This is a genomic window from Thermosipho africanus Ob7, from assembly GCF_003351105.1.
Classification (GTDB): domain Bacteria; phylum Thermotogota; class Thermotogae; order Thermotogales; family Fervidobacteriaceae; genus Thermosipho; species Thermosipho africanus.
Window position 1 is genome coordinate 220,258 of the sequence record NZ_NKRG01000002.1, and the last position, 20,567, is coordinate 240,824.

General features: G+C 31.3%; 22 protein-coding genes and 1 other RNA gene. 16 read left to right on the forward strand and 7 right to left on the reverse strand.

All coding sequences use genetic code 11. The features are described 5' to 3' along the window. Positions 1 to 32: 32 nt before the first annotated feature. From OB7_RS03550 to OB7_RS03570, 5 genes are read right to left on the reverse strand one after another with little or no spacing between them, the layout of a single operon-like run. Positions 33 to 1,175: a hypothetical protein gene (locus tag OB7_RS03550; protein WP_114702545.1), complete on the reverse strand. Its 1,143-nt coding sequence runs from the start codon at positions 1,173 to 1,175 to the stop codon at positions 33 to 35. Next, entirely contained in the window at positions 1,165 to 2,859 is a 1,695-nt protein-coding gene (locus tag OB7_RS03555) for a GspE/PulE family protein (RefSeq protein WP_428843307.1), read from the reverse strand. Before OB7_RS03555 ends, OB7_RS03550 begins: the two co-directional genes overlap by 11 nt. Next, a complete protein-coding gene (ftsZ, locus tag OB7_RS03560; protein ID WP_114702547.1) occupies positions 2,843 to 3,898 on the reverse strand; it encodes a cell division protein FtsZ in 1,056 nt (351 codons plus the stop codon). The genes OB7_RS03555 and ftsZ overlap by 17 nt, the downstream gene beginning before the upstream one ends. A gap of 3 nt (positions 3,899 to 3,901) precedes the next feature. Then, entirely contained in the window at positions 3,902 to 5,164 is a 1,263-nt protein-coding gene (gene ftsA, locus OB7_RS03565) for a cell division protein FtsA (RefSeq protein WP_114702548.1), read from the reverse strand. A gap of 5 nt (positions 5,165 to 5,169) precedes the next feature. Continuing rightward, positions 5,170 to 5,631 (reverse strand): DUF4894 domain-containing protein, encoded by a 462-nt coding sequence (locus OB7_RS03570; protein WP_249031000.1) that lies wholly within the window; start codon positions 5,629 to 5,631, stop codon positions 5,170 to 5,172. A 75-nt stretch (positions 5,632 to 5,706) separates the two neighbouring features. Here OB7_RS03570 and rnpB point away from each other — a divergent pair. The 15 genes from rnpB (at position 5,707) to OB7_RS03640 (ending at position 18,752) form a co-directional block, all read left to right on the forward strand. Then, positions 5,707 to 6,030, forward strand: an RNA gene (gene rnpB, locus OB7_RS03575) — RNase P RNA component class A. A 54-nt stretch (positions 6,031 to 6,084) separates the two neighbouring features. Beyond that, a complete protein-coding gene (fba, locus tag OB7_RS03580; protein WP_004102382.1) occupies positions 6,085 to 7,023 on the forward strand; it encodes a class II fructose-1,6-bisphosphate aldolase in 939 nt (312 codons plus the stop codon). Positions 7,024 to 7,044: 21 nt separating this feature from the next. Then, positions 7,045 to 8,265, forward strand: coding sequence for an acetate kinase (gene ackA / locus OB7_RS03585; protein ID WP_004102380.1), 1,221 nt, complete (start codon positions 7,045 to 7,047; stop codon positions 8,263 to 8,265). Positions 8,266 to 8,315: 50 nt separating this feature from the next. Beyond that, a complete protein-coding gene (locus OB7_RS09945; RefSeq protein ID WP_249031001.1) occupies positions 8,316 to 8,678 on the forward strand; it encodes a hypothetical protein in 363 nt (120 codons plus the stop codon). A gap of 8 nt (positions 8,679 to 8,686) precedes the next feature. Beyond that, positions 8,687 to 9,010 (forward strand): FliH/SctL family protein, encoded by a 324-nt coding sequence (locus tag OB7_RS09950; RefSeq protein WP_249031002.1) that lies wholly within the window; start codon positions 8,687 to 8,689, stop codon positions 9,008 to 9,010. Further along, positions 9,003 to 10,307: a flagellar protein export ATPase FliI gene (gene fliI / locus OB7_RS03595; protein ID WP_114702549.1), complete on the forward strand. Its 1,305-nt coding sequence runs from the start codon at positions 9,003 to 9,005 to the stop codon at positions 10,305 to 10,307. The genes OB7_RS09950 and fliI overlap by 8 nt, the downstream gene beginning before the upstream one ends. A 26-nt stretch (positions 10,308 to 10,333) precedes the next feature. Further along, positions 10,334 to 11,698 (forward strand): hypothetical protein, encoded by a 1,365-nt coding sequence (locus OB7_RS03600; RefSeq protein WP_114702550.1) that lies wholly within the window; start codon positions 10,334 to 10,336, stop codon positions 11,696 to 11,698. Between the two features lie 16 nt (positions 11,699 to 11,714). Beyond that, positions 11,715 to 12,431, forward strand: coding sequence for a hypothetical protein (locus OB7_RS03605; protein WP_012580294.1), 717 nt, complete (start codon positions 11,715 to 11,717; stop codon positions 12,429 to 12,431). A gap of 92 nt (positions 12,432 to 12,523) precedes the next feature. Beyond that, positions 12,524 to 13,522 (forward strand): type I glyceraldehyde-3-phosphate dehydrogenase, encoded by a 999-nt coding sequence (gap, locus tag OB7_RS03610; protein ID WP_114702551.1) that lies wholly within the window; start codon positions 12,524 to 12,526, stop codon positions 13,520 to 13,522. A 73-nt stretch (positions 13,523 to 13,595) separates the two neighbouring features. Continuing rightward, positions 13,596 to 14,804, forward strand: coding sequence for a phosphoglycerate kinase (locus OB7_RS03615; protein ID WP_114702552.1), 1,209 nt, complete (start codon positions 13,596 to 13,598; stop codon positions 14,802 to 14,804). Between the two features lie 2 nt (positions 14,805 to 14,806). Continuing rightward, positions 14,807 to 15,547: a triose-phosphate isomerase gene (gene tpiA / locus OB7_RS03620; RefSeq protein ID WP_282956778.1), complete on the forward strand. Its 741-nt coding sequence runs from the start codon at positions 14,807 to 14,809 to the stop codon at positions 15,545 to 15,547. A gap of 53 nt (positions 15,548 to 15,600) precedes the next feature. Beyond that, positions 15,601 to 16,203, forward strand: a complete 603-nt coding sequence (locus OB7_RS03625; RefSeq protein ID WP_114702553.1) for a response regulator — start codon at positions 15,601 to 15,603, stop codon at positions 16,201 to 16,203. Further along, positions 16,187 to 16,612 (forward strand): potassium channel family protein, encoded by a 426-nt coding sequence (locus OB7_RS03630; protein WP_004102358.1) that lies wholly within the window; start codon positions 16,187 to 16,189, stop codon positions 16,610 to 16,612. Before OB7_RS03625 ends, OB7_RS03630 begins: the two co-directional genes overlap by 17 nt. Beyond that, a complete protein-coding gene (locus OB7_RS03635) occupies positions 16,609 to 17,268 on the forward strand; it encodes a potassium channel family protein (RefSeq protein WP_004102356.1) in 660 nt (219 codons plus the stop codon). The genes OB7_RS03630 and OB7_RS03635 overlap by 4 nt, the downstream gene beginning before the upstream one ends. Positions 17,269 to 17,270: 2 nt before the next feature. After that, positions 17,271 to 18,752, forward strand: a complete 1,482-nt coding sequence (locus OB7_RS03640; RefSeq protein WP_004102354.1) for a TrkH family potassium uptake protein — start codon at positions 17,271 to 17,273, stop codon at positions 18,750 to 18,752. 1 nt (position 18,753) lies between these two features. On the opposite strand, the gene queD is transcribed toward OB7_RS03640, so the two are convergent. Next, positions 18,754 to 19,116, reverse strand: a complete 363-nt coding sequence (gene queD, locus OB7_RS03645) for a 6-carboxytetrahydropterin synthase QueD (RefSeq protein WP_114702554.1) — start codon at positions 19,114 to 19,116, stop codon at positions 18,754 to 18,756. Between the two features lie 20 nt (positions 19,117 to 19,136). Continuing rightward, the gene (locus OB7_RS03650; protein ID WP_114702555.1) at positions 19,137 to 19,994 is read right to left on the reverse strand and encodes a hypothetical protein; all 858 of its coding nucleotides are present in this window, start codon (positions 19,992 to 19,994) and stop codon (positions 19,137 to 19,139) included. A 211-nt stretch (positions 19,995 to 20,205) separates the two neighbouring features. Here OB7_RS03650 and OB7_RS03655 point away from each other — a divergent pair. Then, positions 20,206 to 20,567, forward strand: a 362-nt coding sequence (locus OB7_RS03655; protein WP_114702556.1) for a hypothetical protein, incomplete at its 3' end; no start/stop codon positions are given.

Below are 20,567 nucleotides of genomic sequence, written 5' to 3' on the forward strand. Positions count from 1 at the left end.
ATATTAATTTATCATTTCATTAAATAATTATATCATGGAACTTGTAAAGTTAACACTTTAGATATTGTTTCTCCAGCATCAAGTTTAAATACTATATCATATTTTCCTGGTGCTGGAAATACTAAAGGTAAAGTAACCAAACTCATCCCACCATATCTTCCAAGCAGGACCTTTACATTACTTACTTCATAGGAATAATTTATTTTAGGAATAATTATAACGACTTTATTGAAATATAAATATCTTTCCTTCTCACTACGATTTAAAATTTCGAAATTGAAGTTCACCTTTCTACCAGATACAACATACTCATCAGAGTAAATGTTAAGATCTAGATCTTTTAAACCTTTTTCTGGAACTTCAATAACATTTATATTTTTAGAAATAGTTTCAATGCCATTTTTAAAGTAAATTGTACATTTTAAATTATAACTTCCCTTTTTATTTATTTTGAAAATATTTGATGATTCAAAGAACATCTTTTCGCCAGGCTTTAAACTATATTCTTGCGAAAATACATCCGTATAAGTTTTATTATTAAGTGTCCATTCAATTTCTGTTGGACTTAAAACAACAGTTGTTGCAGTTTTATTTTCAATAACCAACTGTGGAATAATATTTTCACCAATAGAATAATATGGGTCAACGGCTATTTCTTTTAGAATCTCCTCTTTTACAGAGAAATTAAAACTATTCTTTATCAATTTACCATCTAAATACATTTCTACACTTACAATATAAATTCCAGATTTTAAGTTCTTTAAAGATACTTCACGAGAAAGGTCAAAAACTAAAATACTTTCCAATCTGTCTATGGTAGAACTTATTGGAGAATCATAATAGAAATTATACACTGGAACATTTTCTCTTAAGATTTGAAATTTGAATCTATCAATCACAAAATCCCTTTTGTAATTTCTAGTATTTATCAAAAAAACTTTCGATTGAACTTCTTCGTCTGAATAAATTTCTGAAGGCATTTTAATAGCAATTTGATAACCCTCTACAATTGTAGTATCTTTTCCCTTCACACTATTAAATAAAAAGAACAACACAACAACTAAAAAAACATTGAAGAAAAGGATATAAACACTTCTTCGTCTATATGACTGTATCTCTTCTTTTAATTTTCTTTCTTTTTCTTCTATTTTCTTTCGATAATTTTCACTCTTCATTACTACCACCAGTCACTCTTAAAATTTCCTCAATAGTTGTTTCTCCATTAAGAACCTTATACAACCCATCTTCAAATAGAGTTCTCATTCCGTTATTTTTAGCAGTTTTATTAATTTCTATAATTGATGCTCTGTTATTTATTAAATACCTTAATTCATCATTAACAATTAAAACCTCATTTATAGCAGTTCTACCTTTATACCCCGTGCCATTACAAGCATCACAGCCAACTGCTCTGTACGCATATGGCTCTAATTCTGGAAAGAGTTTTCTAGCAATACTTTCAAATTCTGGATCAAGTTTTTCCTTTTGGGCACATTTTGTACATACTTTTCTTACCAATCTCTGACCTATTACTCCAATTAGTGCAGAACTTATTAAGCTTGGATCAATTCCCATATTCAACAAACGATCAACAGCACCAGATGCTGTATTTGTGTGTAAAGTTGAAAGGACCAAATGTCCAGTAAGAGACGCTTCAATAGCAAGATTTGCAGTTTCCTTATCTCTAATTTCTCCAACCATTATAATGTCAGGGTCCTGCCTCAAAAATGCCCTTAAATACCTTGCAAAAGTTAAACCTATCTCCGGATTTACCTGACATTGAGTAACACCTTCAATAGTATATTCGACTGGATCTTCTGCTGTTACAATATTTACTCCCTCATGGTTTAGTGAATTTATTATTCCAACAAGCGTCGTACTCTTTCCACTACCTGTTGGTCCAGTTACCAAAATTATTCCATATGGATGTTTTATCAACTCACTAATTCTTTTAAAGTTATAATCACTATATCCTAATTCTTCCAATTTTTTATTTGATTGTGACACTCTTAAAATTCTTAAGACAACTTTTTCACCATTAACAGAAGGCATTGTAGAAACCCTAAAATCATACTGTTCATTGTTCATTATTAAATAAAATTTTCCATCTTGGGGAATTCTTTTTTCAGTAATATCAAGGTTAGACATTATCTTAATCCTTGCAACTACTGAACCATGGCTCGATTTTGGATATTCTGTAACTTTTTTCAAAACTCCATCAATTCTATATCTGACTATCACATTTTTCCCTTTCATTGGTTCTATATGAATATCACTTGCTTCTAGTTCTATTGCATGATTTAAAATATTGTTAACCAACCTAACAATCGGAGTTTCTTCAGACTCTAATTCTTCCACTCTTACTTCCTCTTCTTCATTAACTTCTTCACTGTAAAGTTCCTCAGACACATCAAAATCAACTTTCTTTTCAGCATTCATATCCATTAATAGTTCATCAAATATACTTGGAGAAACCAAAAAGACTTCTATATCTTTACTTAACAAAAACTTTAATCTCCTTTTAATCAAAGAAAGATTATATACGTTATCAGTAACAACAATTACCTTACCATTTTCTTCCTTAATTGGAATAACCCTCAATTCTTCTATTAATTCTTTTTTCAAATTCAGATTTAACGAAGGATCTATTGTAGGCTTTTCAGGAAAAAAACCTACTTCATACTGCTCAGCCAAAGCTTTAACGATTTGCTGCCATGTACAAAATCCAAGTTCAACTAAAACTTCTCCAATAGGTTTTCTAGTTTCTTTTTGAACTTTAAGTGCATATTCTAAATCATCTTCAGTAATTATCCCCTTTTCAATTAAAATATCCCCCAGCCTTTTATACTTTTTCTCCATCATCCCCCATTACCTCCAAACCAAATTTGAATATAGCCGGAATATCATCGTCACTGTAAAGAAAATCTTCTTCTCTTTCAAGTCCTGTTGCAATGAGCGTAACTCTTAATTCATCTTCTGGAATCTCTGAATCAACAATTATTCCAAGCTTTAAATCGGCATCTTCACTGCATGTTTGTCTGATAATAGTTGCAGCCTCTTGCATTTCATGTAACTTAAAGGTTGTTGATGCTGTAATATTCATAATCAGCTTGGTTGCATTTTCAATAGGATGTTCAACTAATTTACTTTCAAGTGCCCTTCGTGCAGCAACCGTTGCTCTATTTTCACCCTTTGCAACACCAATACCAAGCATGGCCGCTCCTGCATTTCTCATTACCGATTCAATATCGGCAAAGTCAAGGTTAATAATTCCACGTTTGGTAATAAGTTCTGAGATACCTTTTATACCTTGATATAAGGTTTCATCAGCTTTTGCAAAAGCTTCTACAAAAGGAATATCCCATGATAATTCTTCAAGAAGCTTATTATTGCTTATTTTAATTAAAGTATCCACATTCTTATGTATTTTCTTTACACCTTCCATCGCAGCTCTCCATCTTGGTGCACCTTCAAAATAAAATGGAGTAGTTACAACTGCTACAGTTAAAATACCAAGACTTTTTGCTATTTCAGCAATAACTGGTGCAGCTCCTGTGCCTGTACCACCTCCAAAACCAGCTGCTATAAATAACATGTCAATTCCCCTTAACATTTCTTCTAACTTCTTTTTATCTTCAAGTGCAGCTTCTTCGCCTACTTTTGGGTTACCTCCTGCTCCCAAGCCCTTTGTTAACTTTTCACCAATTTGGACTATTTCATCAGCTTTGCTCACTTCCAATACCTGAGCATCAGTATTAACAGCAACAAAACTCACATCATCTATACCAAATTCAATCATACGATTGATAGCATTACAACCTGCGCCACCAACACCTACAACCTTTATTTTCGGCATAATTTTAGAAAAAACTTCCTCTCTTTTTACTGAAAATCCCATACATTATTCCCCCTTAAATAATTTTCTTAGAAATTCTGAAAAAGCACTTGATGACTTATTTCTCGGTTTATTCAATGTATCAATACCCTCTTCTTTTTCAAATTGTAATATGTTTCCAAAGGCTGCTGCAAACTGAGGATCAGACAAAATTTGCTCATTTTCCTCAATTATAAACTCCTCAGTATTTATAAAACTTCCAACCCTTACGGAACATTTCATTACATCTGCAGCAACATCAGTTATTCTAGGTATTTTTGCACCACCACCTGTTAAAACTATTCCTCCAGGAATTCCCAAATCTCTAAATTCTTTATAATCTATCGTTGCATCTCTATAAATTTTTCTAACATTTAAAAATATTTCTCTAAGTCTTGCATAAATTATACGTGCAAGAAGTTCTCTGTTTGTTTCAAGCGTAGTTCTTCCATCAAGGGCCTTATATTCTATAATAGAAGGCTCTATATTTTGAAAAATTGCTATACCATATATCTTTAATAGTCTCTCAGCTTCATAAATTGAAGTTTTTAATATTTTTGCAATATCAAGAACAACATATTTCATAGATTTAGGTAGCCTTACAAATCTTATAGGTGCATTATTTAAAAATATGGTTACAACTGTAGAATAAAAACCTAAATCCACATGCATTACTCCGCTATCTTTTTCAAAACTAGTCAAAACAGCCTCAGCTGCTGAAATTGGAGAAATATAATAATCTGCTTCTCCCAAAGTCTCCCGTGTAGCATAATCAACTATGCTTCTGTGAATGCTATCACCCATTATGATGGAATATACTGCCTCTAATTTCCTTGCACTCATATCAACTGGATTAAATACTATTTTATTTTCATCCAAAATATATTTCTTTATATATGAATGGTATACATAATTATTTTCTCCAAGTGCCGTATTCAAAACAAGTTCTTTAATTTCATCTACATGCTTTTCATTTACAGTTACTAAATTATCTCCTTCCGTCAAAAGCAATTCTTCTCTAATCTCTTGAAGTTTAAAATTTCCAACACTTGATGAAACCAAAAAATCACCTTTTAAAGTTTTGCCAACCTGCTCTTCTAAATTCTCAATTATCTGATTCATTGCATCGTTCAAGGCAACTACATCTTTTATATCTCCAGACTCTATACCTTTAGATTTTAAATTTGAATAAGCAACAACTTCTTTTCCTTCATTAGAATAATTTACAACAACACCCTTAATGCTGTCATTACCTATATCTATTGAAACTACTGGATCCCATTTTCCCATACCTTTCACCTCGCTTTAACTAACATTTCATCCGAAATATAATAAATCCCTAACGGTTCAATATAGTTATACACTATTTTCAATTTTTCAAAATACATTTGAAAATCAAAATTTTCATTAAAATATATTCTGGCGTTATTATTCAAAACCATATAATTCTCATTAAAATTTATCTCATACACGAAACTTGGTATATTTTCTGGTATTTTTTTTAAAAATTCTTGCTTTATTTTTCCAAAATAGCCATCCACAAACTCTTCAGGAACTACTATTATTGGCAGACTTTTTAAAACCTTGTAATCTTCAACAATATCAATAATTTTTCCACTATCAGAAACTACCCATAAATCATTTTTATATGGTAAAATAAACTTGTAAGCAATTGAATTTTTATGGCTAAAATCAATTGCACTTATTTTCTTAACATGAAAATTGTTATAAATTCCAATAAAAAGAAACAAAAACACAATAACCCAAAGAAAATAATATCTATAATTATCCATCAAAGTATATTTTATCACAAATAATATGTAATTATCAAATGAGTGGAGCGAGGAGGCGCAGCTTTAAAGCTGAGGAAAGTCCGGACTCCGTGGGCAGGGTGCCGGATAACATCCGGAGGGAGTGATCCCTGGACAGGGCCATAGAGAAGAAAACCACCACTATGGTAAGGGTGGAACGGTGAGGTAAGAGCTCACCAGGTATGGAGTAATCCATACGCTTGGCAACCCCCACCTGGAGCAAGGTCAAGCAGGGTTTGGGTGGCCCGCCCTATAACCCGGGTAGACCGCTTGAGGAATTTGGTAACAAATTCCCAAGATAGATGCCTCCAAAAACAGAATCCGGCTTACCGCTCCACTCATTTTACAAAAAATGTTATAATTTTATTGAATAACTAAAATAGATAGGAGGTTGTTAAAATGTATGTAAACACTAAAGATATTTTAGAAAAAGCTAGTAAAGAGTTTTACGCTGTTCCAGCATTTAATATTAATAACTTAGAATTCCTTATCGCAATTTTAGAAGGAGCAGTAGAAAAAAACGCACCTGTAATAATTGAAACAAGTGAAGGTGCAATAAAATATGCTGGAAATGGCGATCCAATTAGAGGAGCAAAATTTTTTGTAAATCTAGTTAAAGGATATGCTGATACTTTAAACATTCCTGTTGCTTTACACCTTGACCATGGTAAAAATATTGAATACATTGCTGCAGCAATTAAAGCTGGTTATTCTTCAGTAATGATCGATGCTTCACACGAACCATTTGAAGAAAATTTAAAAATTACTAAAGAAGTTGTTAAATGGGCTCATGCAGCTGGTGTCTCAGTTGAAGCAGAATTAGGTCAACTCGCAGGTATTGAAGATAATGTTTCTGCTGAAGAAAATGTCCTCGTTGACCCTGAGCAAGCAAAAATATTTGTAGAAGAAACAGGAGTGGACTTTCTTGCTCCAGCAATTGGAACAAGCCATGGGGCATTTAAATTCAAAGGTGAAGCTAAACTAGATTTTGAAAGACTTGAAAAAGTTAAAAAACTAACAAACATCCCATTAGTACTACACGGTGCATCAAGTGTTCCTGTAAAATATGTTGAACTTGCTGAAAAATATGGAGCAGATCTTGGCGGAGCAAAAGGTGTTCCAGCAGAAGAAATCAAAAAATGTGTAAAACTTGGTATTAATAAGGTAAATACTGATACAGATTTAAGAATAGCATTCCTTGCGGGCTTAAGAAAAAATCTAACTGAAAATGTTAAAGAATTTGATCCTAGAAAATACTTTAAAGAAGGAATGCAATTTGTAAAAGATGTTGTTATGGATAGATTAGAATTCTTAGGTGCTGCTGGTAAAGCCATATAAAAAAGAAAAGGAGGCAAAGTTATGATTGTATTAGTTGTAAACAGTGGAAGCTCTTCTATAAAATACCAACTGTTGGATATGGATAACGAGAAAGTTCTTTGTAAAGGCTTAGCAGAAAGAATCGGAATCCCTGGAAGCAGAATAGTACATAAAAAAGACGGCGAAAAATTTGTTATAGAACATCCAATGGCAAATCATGACGAAGCGTTACAGCTTGTTTTGCAAACACTAAAAGATGAAAAAATGGGTGCTATAAAAGACTTTAAAGAAATTGATGCAGTTGGGCACAGAGTTGTTCATGGTGGAGAAAAATTCTCCGGTTCTGTTTTAATAGATGATGAAGTTATAAATGCAATAGAAGAATTTTCATACCTTGCTCCGCTACATAATCCTCCAAACCTAATGGGAATTAAAGCAATTATGAAACTTTTACCTGGAGTGCCTAATGTAGCTGTATTTGATACTGCTTTCCATGCTAAAATGCCTAAAAAAGCTTATCTATATGCTATTCCATATGAATACTACGAAAAATACAAAATCAGAAGGTATGGATTCCACGGAACAAGCCACAGATATGTTTCAAGAAGAACTGCTGAAATACTTGGATTAGACTACAATAAATCAAAAATTATAACTGTTCACTTAGGGAACGGAGCATCAATTGCAGCTGTAATGAATGGAAAAAGTGTAGATACATCTATGGGATTCACACCACTTGAAGGTTTAGTTATGGGAACTCGCTCTGGAGATCTAGATCCTTCAATTGTAACTTTCTTAATTGAGAAAGAAGGTTTAAGTCCTGAAGAAGTTTACACTATCTTAAACAAAAAAAGCGGTGTTTTAGGACTTACAAGCAATTTCAGTTCAGACATGAGAGATATAGAAGACAAAGCTCTTGAAAATGATCCATTATGCAGATTAGTACTTGACATTTACGAATATAGAATTGCAAAATATATAGGTGCATATGTTGCAGCAATGAATGGAGTTGATGCTATATCATTTACAGCTGGAGTTGGAGAAAACTCACCAATTACACGTGAAGAAATTTGTGAAAACTATTTGAGTTACCTTGGTATTAAGATAGACAAAGAGAAAAACAATGTCAAAGGAGAAGAAAGAATAATATCAACTCCTGACTCCAAGGTTAAAGTTCTTATTGTCCCAACCAATGAAGAATTAATGATTGCAAGAGATACTAAAGAAATAATTGAAAAAGGAATTAAAAAACTAGAATATTAATTATCTGGGCTGGTGCTTTTGCACCAGTCTCTTTTCAAGAGGTGTTAAATGTGATCATAAAAAAAAGATACGTTTACATAGATACTCCTCAATTAATAAAAAGTGAAAATGTTGAAAAAAATAAAGATTTACCAAGTGAAGATAATAAAGAAATCCAAAAAGATATACTTCTTGAGGAAGCCAAAAAAGAGGCCGCAAAGATAGTTAACGAGGCAAAAACAAACGCAAAAAATATTATTGAATCTGCAAAAAAAGAAGCTGAAGAAATAAAAAATAGAGCATTAGAGGAAATATCACAAATAAAAAATAAAGAGCTCGAAGAAATAAATCAGAAAATAAATAACCTTAATCAAAAAATCATTTCAATAAGCAATAATTTTGAAGAAAAGCTAGAAAAAAAGTTAATGAATTAAGTAATGAAATGTTATATTTAATAAAAACAATAATTCAAAAATTTTTAGAAAAAGAAATAGACGTAGGGGTAACAAAAAGAAAACTTGAAAAAGTTTTAATGCATATTATAGGAATGAAAAACGTAAAGCTTTACCTAAATTCGGAAGATATAAAGTTACTTGATGAGGAAACTTTAAACCATTTACGTTACAGAGGAATAGAAATAATAGAAGACAATAATGTTCATTCAGGCGTTATAGCTGAAACAGAAAGTGGCACTATTAACACAAGCCTGAATTTTCAAATAAAGTTAATTAATGAAATAATTGATGAGGTACTAAACAATGAATAGATTAGAACTTTTAAAGAAAAGATTCGAAAATTTTAATCCTTATCAAAAGATAGGATCAGTAAGTAAAATTGTTGGATTAACTATCGAATCAAAAGGGCCTGATGCCTTTTTAGGTGAATTGTGCAAAATCATTACCGACTACAAAAAAACCCTTGCCGAAGTAGTCGGTTTTAATGATAATGGAATAATATTAATGCCATTAGAAGACATAAGTGGTCTAAAAAAAGGCTGTCAAGTATTAAAAACAGGTGAATATGTTAGTGTACCTGTTTCTGAAGAATTACTTGGAAAAGTTATAGATTCTCTCGGAAGACCACTTGATGGCAAAAAAATATATACAAAAGAAAAAGTACCTATAGTAAGAGAAGCACCTAATCCATTAGTTAGAAAAAGAATTACTACTCCCATTTCTGTTGGAGTTAGAGCAATAGATGGTTTTTTAACTTTAGGTTACGGTCAAAGAATTGGTATCTTTGCAGGTAGTGGTGTGGGAAAAAGCACGCTGCTTGGAATGATTGCAAGAAACACTTCTGCAGATATTAATGTTATTTCATTAATTGGCGAAAGAGGAAGAGAAGTTAGGGAGTTTATTGAAAAAGATCTAAAAAAAGAAGGTTTAAAACGTTCAGTTGTTGTTGTATCTACCTCTGATCAACCCGCTCTTCTAAGAGTTAAAGCATTACTTACGGCAACTTCTATAGCCGAATATTTTAGGGACAAAGGTTATAACGTCCTCTTAATGGTTGACTCACTTACAAGGTGGGCAATAGCTCAAAGAGAAGTGGGACTTGCAACAGGCGAACCTCCTACAACAAGGGGATATCCACCTAGTGTTTTTGCAGGATTACCAAAAATATTAGAAAGAGCTGGTAATTCTGATAAAGGGAGCATAACCGGTATATATACTGTTCTTGTTGAATCAGATGATTTTAACGAGCCTATATCAGATACTGTAAGGGGTATTGTTGATGGTCATATAATATTATCCAGAAAACTTGCAGAATCTGCACACTATCCCGCAATTGATATTTTAATGAGTGTAAGCAGGCTAATGAATGATATTACTAGAAAAGAACATAAAATTGCCGCATTAAAAATTAAAGATCTTCTTGCCACCTATTATGATGCAAAGGATCTAATTGACGTTGGAGCGTACAAAAAAGGCACGAATCCAAAAATTGATAAAGCAATAGAATTAATTGATGAAATAAACAAATTTTTAAGACAATCCGTTGATGAGAAAATGAGCTTTGAAGATACTGTTGAGTATTTAATTTCAATTGCAAATAAAATCTAAAACTTATTAAGGAAGAGGGGGCTAAAGTGAAAAAGTTTTTTCTACTATTTTTAATACTTACATCAACAATATTTGCAACAACATTTTCATTAAGATATGAAAATATAATATATACATCAGATACAAATAAATATTTTTCAAATATATTTACTCCTGCTATCAAATATCAAAACGATAATTTTTCTTTTTTTGTAGAAATGACTTTTTCAAATGATGGAAAATTTCCGCTTTTTTACGAAGAATTCTACGGTGATTATTATATAAAATTTAAAAATTCTGGAATAAATTTAAATCTTAATAACGTAAAAATCTCATTTGGAAATTTAGAGAATTATGATATTGTTGACTCGCCATATTCATTATTTATTTCATCTCTTGGACATTCAAAACCAACTATTTCTTTTAAATTTGAAGATAACAATTTTAAGTATGAATCAAGATATATTTTAATTTCATATGATGATTTTGTGCCTCTAAATCTGTCAACAAAAAGTTCTATTGATAAGGGATTAAACTTAAAATATTACGCTATAAAGTATGGAAATTTTACATTTGGATATGAAGAAGCTTCAGTATATGTAAACAGGTTATTTGATTTTGAATATTTTTCTAATCCTTTACCAAACTTTTTTGTACAATACTACCGTGAAAATGTTTTATACAATGGAATAAGAAGTTTTAACGACAATTCTTTAATAGGATTTTTTGCAACATATGAAGATCTTAAAAAATATTTATATGCACAAATACTCATAGATGATTTTAATGCAAATAGATTTTTTAACCCAGATAATCCAACGGTTGATAAGATTGCATGGTCTTTTGGTGGAACATACAATTTAAATAATTATTTGAAAGCTAAAATATTCAGTGCTGGCGCGACAAAATATACATTTCAACCTTCAGCTGACTCAGGAAACCCTCTATATTATGGATATACTTACTTTATAGTTAAAAAACTAAAAGATTGGATAATAGACTATGAGGAAAATTATATTGGTTACAAATATGGAGAAAATAATCTTGCTCTTTTAATAGGTCTTGATTATTCAAAGGAATTTAATTTAACTGGAGATCTTGAATTTATTCTTTCTGGAACAAAATCGCCTATAAATCCTTGGACAGAGAAGAATAGTTCAACATATGAACGTGGTTTTAATCTCTTAAATGAAGAAAAAATTGAAAAGACTTTTCTTATATCTTTAAACATCTCAAAAAAATTTGGTATAATGGAATTAGGTGGATTTATTAAACTGGGAGAAATATTCAACGTACTAAAATTAGTGGAAGAAGTAAATGATAATGTTAAAAAGCCATATTATGCTCCGTCAGATGAAAATAAAACCATATTTGATCTTTCAATATTTTTAAAAGTAAGTTATAACCTATAAAGAAAAGGGGGATCACATGAAAAAGTTAATGTTAATTCTTTTTGTAATTACATCCTGTATTTTATTTTCTGATACGGTAGTATTAAAAGATGGGAGCCAAATAAAAGGGGAAATTCAAACAATAAATTCTGGAGTTTTAAGTATTAAATCTCTAGTTGGCCAAATTGTTTCTTATACAGATATTGTAAAAGAAGTTTACTTTGATGAACAAGCTACGCCAACTTATGGAGTATGGATAGAGCCTAATGAAGGTGAATGGATAAGAATTCCTGGAAAATTAACTAAATTTGATGGAAACTCTGGAACAGTTCTTTTACCAGATAGTGGAACTTTTGTATTTTCAAGTAGAGAGGCAATAAAATATATTAATTTCATTGAAAGTTCTACAGAACTAGATCTTTCACAAAACACATCTGTTGTTCCTGGAAAAACAGACAAATTAAAAGTAACTTTAAAAAACGGAGATACTTTTTCAGCTGTATTTTCATCCAGGCTTGGTGATATAATAACGTTTATCGTAGAACGTGGAATTATATCAATTCCAACTAACCTGATTGAAAAAGTGATATTTCCTGAAAACTCAAAATATAATTCTCTTTTTACACTTAAAGATGGTGCTAAAATATATGCGAAAATATTAAAATTTGAATCTAATAGCTTCTTAATTGAAACAGCAATAGGTGTTATATTTATTGATTTAAAAATGATGCATAATATAGAACTACTTTTTTAACTGTAACAAAAATTTTATCAAAAATACTGATTGGTTGTTAAAAAAAGATAGTAAAATTTTTCACGAGGACCATATAAAAAGGAGGGAAAAGTATGAAAATAGCTATCAACGGTTTTGGAAGAATAGGAAGATTAGTCCTTAGGGAACTTATACGCCGCAATAGTGACATTGAAGTTGTTGCTATCAACGATTTAACTGATGCTGCTACATTAGCTCATCTTTTCAAATATGATTCAGTACACAAAGTACTACCTAATGAAGTTAAAGCTACAGAAAATTCTATTATAATCGATGGTAAGGAAATTAAAATCTTTGCAGAAAGAGATCCTGAAAACCTTCCATGGAAAGATCTTGGTGTAGATGTTGTTGTAGAATCTACAGGAGTATTCAGAAACAGAGAAGGTGCCGAAAAACATTTGAAAGCAGGTGCAAAAAAAGTTGTAATTACCGCTCCTGCCAAAGGTGAAGATATTACAATAGTTTTTGGCTGTAATGAAGAACAACTTTCTTCTGAACACAATATCATTTCCTGTGCATCTTGTACAACAAATTCAATCGCATCAATTGCAAAAATAATTAATGATGAGTTTAAAATAGTAACTGGTCACCTTATTACAGTACACTCTTACACTAATGACCAAAGAATTTTAGACTTACCACACAAAGATCTTAGAAGAGCTAGAGCAGCTGCTGTTAACATAATTCCTACAACAACTGGTGCAGCAAAAGCAGTTGCAGTGGTTGTTCCTGAATTAAAAGGAAAACTCGATGGAATGGCAATAAGAGTTCCAACACCAGATGGCTCACTTACAGGCTTAAGTGTAGTAGTTGAAAAAGCTACTTCAGCTGAAGAAGTAAATGAGGTAATCAAAAAAGCTACTGAAGGCAAATTAAAAGGAATCATTGGTTACAACACTGAACCAATTGTAAGTAGCGACATTGTTGGAACAAGATTTGCTGGAATCTTTGATGCAACATTAACTAAAGTTATGAACGGAACATTGGTAAACGTATTCTCATGGTATGACAACGAATATGGATACACAAATAGAGTTGTTGATACACTTGAATTAGTAGAAAAGAAATTATAATAACTAATAATCTTTTTTCGTAAATGGGGGCCGTGTTGCCCCCATTATTAAAATTAACAAGGAGGGATAAAATATGGAAAAATTAACAATAAGAGATATAGATCTAAAAGGAAAACGAGTTATAATGAGAGTTGATTTTAACGTCCCTATGAAAGATGGAGAAATCACTGACGATACAAGAATAGTTGAAGCACTTCCTACAATAAAATATGCTATTGAAAACGGTGCTATTGTGATTTTACTTTCACACCTTGGAAGACCAAAAGGCGAAAGAAAGCCTGAATTTTCTCTTTTACCTGTTGCTAAAAGGCTTAGTGAACTTCTTGGAAAAGAGGTTACATTTATTCCAGAACTTTATGGAGAAATTGTAAATGAAAAAGTTAAAAATGCAAAAGAAGGGGATGTTATTTTACTTGAAAACACAAGATTTGACAAAGGTGAAACTAAAAATGATCCAGAACTTGCAAAAAAATGGGCTGAACTTGCCGATATACATGTAAATGATGCATTTGGAACAGCCCACAGAGCTCACGCAAGTAATGTTGGAATTGCACAGTATATACCAAGTGTTGCTGGATTTTTAATGGAAAAAGAAATTAAATTCTTATCTAAAGCTACAACTAATCCTGAAAAACCATATGTTGTTGTATTAGGTGGTGCAAAAGTTTCAGACAAAATTGGTGTTATAACAAATCTTCTTGATAAGGCAGATAAAATTTTAATTGGTGGCGCTATGATGTTTACTTTCTTAAAATCTCTCGGATACAATGTTGGTTCATCTCTAGTTGAAGATGATAAGTTAGATCTTGCAAAAAGAATTTTAGAACAAGCAAAAGAAAAGGGTACCGAAATAGTCCTTCCAGTTGATGCTGTATGTGCTCAAAAAATTGAAGCAGGAGTTGAAACAAAAACAATTGATATTAAAGATGGTATTCCTGAAGGTTGGATGGGGCTTGATATTGGACCTAAAACAGTTGAACTCTTTAGAAATAGCATATCTGGTGCTAAAACAATAGTTTGGAATGGACCAATGGGAGTTTTTGAAATAGAAGATTTCTCAAACGGAACTAAAGAAGTTGCAATTGCTATTGCTGAAGAAACATCAAAAGGAGCTACTACAATCATTGGTGGTGGAGATAGTGCAGCAGCAATCGCAAAATTTGGACTTAAAGACAAAGTATCACACGTTTCAACAGGTGGTGGAGCTTCTCTCGAATTCCTAGAAGGAAAAGAATTACCTGGTATAGCATCAATTGCAAATAAAAAAAAAATAGAAAACTAGTATTGGCTGGAAACTGGAAAATGCACAAAACTCCAACTGAATCTGCACATTTTGCATCAATATTACTAAATGCATTTCATGGAGAAAAAGAATTTGATATTATAGTCGCTCCTACTTTCATATCAATACCAGCAGTATACGAAATTCTAAGAGATTCTAATATTAAGGTTGCAGCACAAAATATGTACTTTGAGGATGAAGGTGCATACACCGGAGAAATATCTTGGAAAATGTTAAAAGAATCTGGTGTTGAGTATGTAATAATTGGTCATAGTGAAAGACGAAACATATTTGGAGAAACAGATGAAATGATAAACAAAAAGATAAAAAAAGCAATAGAAGTTGGTTTAACTCCTATTTTCTGTGTTGGAGAAAAACTCGAAGAAAGAGAGGAAGGCCTTACATTTGCAGTAGTTGAAACTCAAATTAGAAAAGGATTAAAAAATATAGAGGACATTGAAAATGTAATTATAGCTTACGAACCAGTCTGGGCTATTGGAACAGGAAAAGTTGCAACTCCAGCTCAAGCTCAGGAAGTTCATAGCTTTATAAGGTCACTTATTTCAAAAATGTACTCAAAAGAAAGAGCCGAAAAAGTTAGAATACTTTACGGTGGTAGCATTAAACCAAACAACTTCTTTAGTTTAATAGTACAACCAGACATAGATGGTGGACTAGTTGGAGGAGCAAGTCTTAAAGAAAGTTTCATAGAACTTGGAAAAATTTTAAAACAAGTGATATAATATAGAACTAGGGGGTGAGTCCCCCTAGTTTTTCTTTTACAGGAGGTAATTAAATGCCACACATTCTTATAATTGATGATGAACGAAATGTAAGATTTTTAATTGAAAAATTTTTGGAAGGATTTACTTATGATTCTCTATCTACAGTTGAAGAAGCTTTAAAAAACATATTTGAAAAAAATATAAACTATGATCTTATAATTTCTGATTTAAAATTACCTGGAAAGTCTGGTATAGAACTTGTCAAAGAATTAAGGGAAAAAGCAATTGATACACCTATTTTAATTGTGTCAGCATATACAAAACCAGAAATTTTATCTGAATTATTCAAATTTGAACGGGTTGATTTTCTTTCAAAACCTTTTACAAAAGAAGAATTACTTTCAAAGGTAAAAGAATTAATTGATGAACCTAAAGAATCTTTTGACAGAGCATTAAGAATGGCAAATGAATTTCTAAATTCTGGTGATCTAAATAAAGCAGAAAAACTTATTAAAAAAATGTTTAGTCTGTCGCCTTCTTCACCAATCCCACATTACCTTATGTATGAATTACTTAAAAAACGCGGTAATTTAGAACTTGCAAACAAGCACTTGAATGCCGCAAAGTCTCTTGATGAAAACATTGAGGTGAAAAAAGATGCGGAAAACAAATGAGCTTTTCATTGTTATTATAGGCTGTGGTAAGGTTGGCGGAAACATTGCCAGTATGGCTTCGTCCATCGGACACAGTGTCGTTGTAATAGATAAAAATCAAGAGTCATTCGAGAATTTGTCACCTGAGTTTACAGGTTTTACAATTATTGGGGATGCTACTGAAAAAGATGTCCTCGAAAATGCAAAGATTTCTAAAGCAGATTATGTATTTGTACTTACAGAAGATGATAATACAAATTTTTTAATATCCCTACAATGTAAATATTATTTTGGAGCAAAAAATATAATTGCAAGAGTTTACGACCCAGAAAATAGTGTATTATTTTTAGAATACAACATTAATGTTGTATCACCTACGATGCTTTTAATTGGTGATTTAAAAAATATACTGGTTGGTGAAAGCTTATGAAAGTTGTCCTAATTGGCGGCGAAAAAATTGCATATTTTCTTGCAAAATCATTCTCAAGTAAGGGATATAAAACTTATTTAGTAAACAAAGATCAAAAATTATGTGAGGATTTTGCAAGAGATCTAAAAGCTGTGGTAATTCATGGCGATGCTTCAAAGAAAAGACTCCTAGAACAATTAGATATTGAAGAAGATGATATCATAGTTGTTCTTACAAATAAAGATAAAGAAAATCTTATTATCACACAATTTGCAAAAAAGATCTTTGGAGTAAAAAATATTGTAACACTGGTAAATAATCCAGACAATATAGAACTATTTGAAAAATTAGGAATTACAGCAGTTGTCAGTACTACCACAATGCTTCAAAAAGCTGTAGAAAATTTGTTATTTGGGGAAGAACTCCAACAATTCTTATCTGTTGAAGAAGGAAAACTAACTTTCTTAAAAATAGACATACCTGAAAACTCAAAAGCTGTTGGAAAGTTATTAAAGGATTTAAATTTGCCTCATGATTGTGTTGTTGGTGGTATACTAAGGAAGGGAAAAGTTATAATTCCACATGGTAATACTGAAATAAATGCTGGAGATAGATTATATATTGTAAGTTTACCAACAGCTCAAGAACAAATTCTTGATATTTTAATGGGTGAATAAGTATGCCTAGAAAAAAAGAACAGTACAAACTAATTATTCATAACATAGGATTAGTTTTAATGTATTACACAATTATCATACTTTTCCCATTAGTATTTAATATTTTTTATCCAAATGAATTAAAAAATTCTTATGCCTTTTTATTATCAGCCTTTTTGTCTTTTTTTATTGGATACATTCTTTTTAAAGCTACAAAAGATGTTTCTTCTACAACCGTTACAGTTCGTGAAGGAGCTGTTATTGTCTTTTTCACATGGTTACTTGTTGTTTTAATAGGCTCTATTCCTTTTATACTAGTTGAAAACTTGACCTTTTCACAAGCTGTTTTTGAATCAACAAGTGGTTTTACTACTACTGGTTTGACAATGTTTACCGATGTTTCAAAAGTTTCAAAATTAATACTTGTTTGGAGAAGTATAATGCAATTCATAGGTGGTGCTGGCTTTGCACTTATAATGATGGGATCTGTCATTGGTCCAAAAGGGTTTGGTCTATATCACGCTGAAGGCAGGGTAGATAACATTGCTCCAAACATAAAACGTTCAGCAAGGATTATTACTCTCATTTATATAACTTATGCATTTTTAGGAACTGTACTACTTGATATAGTTGGAATGCCTTTGTTTGATGCGTTCAACCATTCATTAACTGCTCTTGCAACAGGTGGTTTTTCCGTAAAGAATGCAAGTATTGGAGATTACAATAACTTAAGAGTTGAAATAGTCACAATCATTCTAATGTTTTTGGGTGGAACAGGGTTTGGAGTTCACTATACACTGTGGAGAGGAAATTTTAAGGCTTTCTTAAAAAATGGTGAGCCTTGGTTAATGCTCACAACAATATTTACTTTTTCTTTAATAATGGCCTTTAACGGTATTGGAAAAGTATTTTCTACCTTTTCACAGGGTTTTAGAGAGTCTTTATTTCAAACTACGTCTGCGCTAACAGGTACAGGTTTTTCAACAGTGGATTTGACAAATCCTTTATGGATCAATTTTGGATTAGGAATGTTTATACTTACTTCATTAATGATGGCCGGTGGTGGTATGGATTCAACCGCTGGTGGATTAAAACAATATCGTATCTGGGTGACTATCAAGGTATTACTACATTCTGTAAAGGAATTTCTTCTGCCATCAAAAAGTGTTACTAAAATATCTGCTTGGAAAGGGCAAAATAAAAATTTTATAAAGAATGAAGATATTAAAGAAATTTTTCTAGTTTTTTCAATGTATTTCTTCACATTTTTCGTGGGAAGTTTAATACTAAGCTCTTATGGTTATAATCTAACTCAATCCATGTTTGAATTTGCTTCCGCAATGAACGGCGTAGGATTATCTTCCGGAATTACTTCACCAAATATGCCTCTTGGAGCAATGTGGACACTTACTATTGCAATGTTTACTGGAAGACTGGAATTTTTAGTTGTAATTTACGCTGTTGCAAAGATGATTAATGATTTATACGAAAGTATAAAAAAGTAGTTTACATATTCTTTTTTAATGTTACGTATGAAGTAGGCGTTTCATATACTTTTATTTCATACAAGAAATATCTTTCACTGTGTAATTCGGTCTCCAATTGTTTCCAAATCCACTCAGCAATATTTTCCGCACTCGGTTGTGGAATTATTTCGTTTATATATGAATGATCTAATCTATTTAAAACTTTTTCTTTAATAATACGCTTTAGTTCTAAAAAATCTATAACCATACCTTCCTCATCTTTCTCACCAGCAACGGTAACTACTAGTTTATATGTGTGTCCATGCAACTTTTCACATTTTCCATGATACTTTACAAGGTTATGTGCTGCGTCAAACGTAAACTCTTTTGAAACTAGTAGCATCTTAAATAGTCCCTCCCTAGTTAAATAATTTCTACTTTTTTTATCTTTGCATTTTTATCTTTTAGTTTTGCTAAAAAAAGTTCTACATCTTTTTCTTTTGATAACTTCCAATTTCTCTCGATTAAAATTTTATATGTTAAGGTATCTATTTTTAAAATAATATCTCCTTTTCTTATATTATCCTCCAAAGGAAATTCTTTGTCAAAAATTATAACCATTCCTATATATGATGAAAATCTCATCAGTTTATTCTTCAACAATACATAGTCAAAAAAATCCTCATAGACTAAATCAAATTCATATCTTTTTTCTATTTCCTCAACTATCAATTTTACCACGTTATAATCTAACCCCAAATCTATCATCTTTTTCAAATAGATCATTTCATTTGATACATTTGTTTCACTATAAACCAAGTATTTACCCACTTCAAAAAATGCTTCCCTATAATACATTCTTACTGATAAAGCCCAATCAGAAGAAATTGATGGTAAAAAATCTCCATTGTATATATCAAATGCTTTTTTTAAAGACTTTGTATCTTTTTTATCTAAAGAAACCAAAGATAATCTTTCAAAGTTTTCAAAATCTGTTTCTATTTTATTAGGTACAACAGAAACTATAGAATCTTTAGTATTTAATCTTGCAATATTTTTTAACTTTTTATTTATTTTAGAAAAAAATACTGTTATATCATTTCGGCATGGCATCTGATTAATATCCCACACATTTTCTAATACATTTTCAACACTTACATGTTTTTTGTAAATAACAAAAGCAAGAATTTCTGACTCTTTGGGAGAAAAATGCGTGTTTTTCAACTCTGAAATTAAAAAATCTCCAAATGTAATAACTTTTATGCTCTCACCTTCTTTCAAGCTAATTATATCATGTAAATTATATAATTAATTTTATATTGAGTAATAATTTGACTGCATCTTAGGTTTTAATTTATATTAATGTAGTATTATCAATTTACAGAAGAAAAATAAAGACAAAAAAAGTGCTGTTGTTATGTAATTAATTTCTTAAGAAAGGAGGAAAGGTAAGAAATTATATAAGAACCACAAAAACTAAGGAGGGGAAACTATGAGAAAGATGTTAATTACTTTATTAAGTTTATTTGCTTTATTTATTTTTGCCGATGCAACTTCTGTACATGTACCGGGATGTGATTGGGAAGAATATACTATTGATTCTTCCATCACAATTTTTGTCCATCAATGGATGGATCTTGATTATGAATGGTTAATCGCTGATTTTGATATTTGTGACTATACTCAAACAGGTGATGTTGATGTATTAACTTTCACACTTGACTCCAATGCTCCTGTCAACGTAATTCCATATGCAGATTACAATGGACTTGATGCTTACATAGATGCAGATGTTTATGTTACAAAAGATGGTAACCCATTTGTTCCTACAAGTCCTATTGATGATGGAGTATA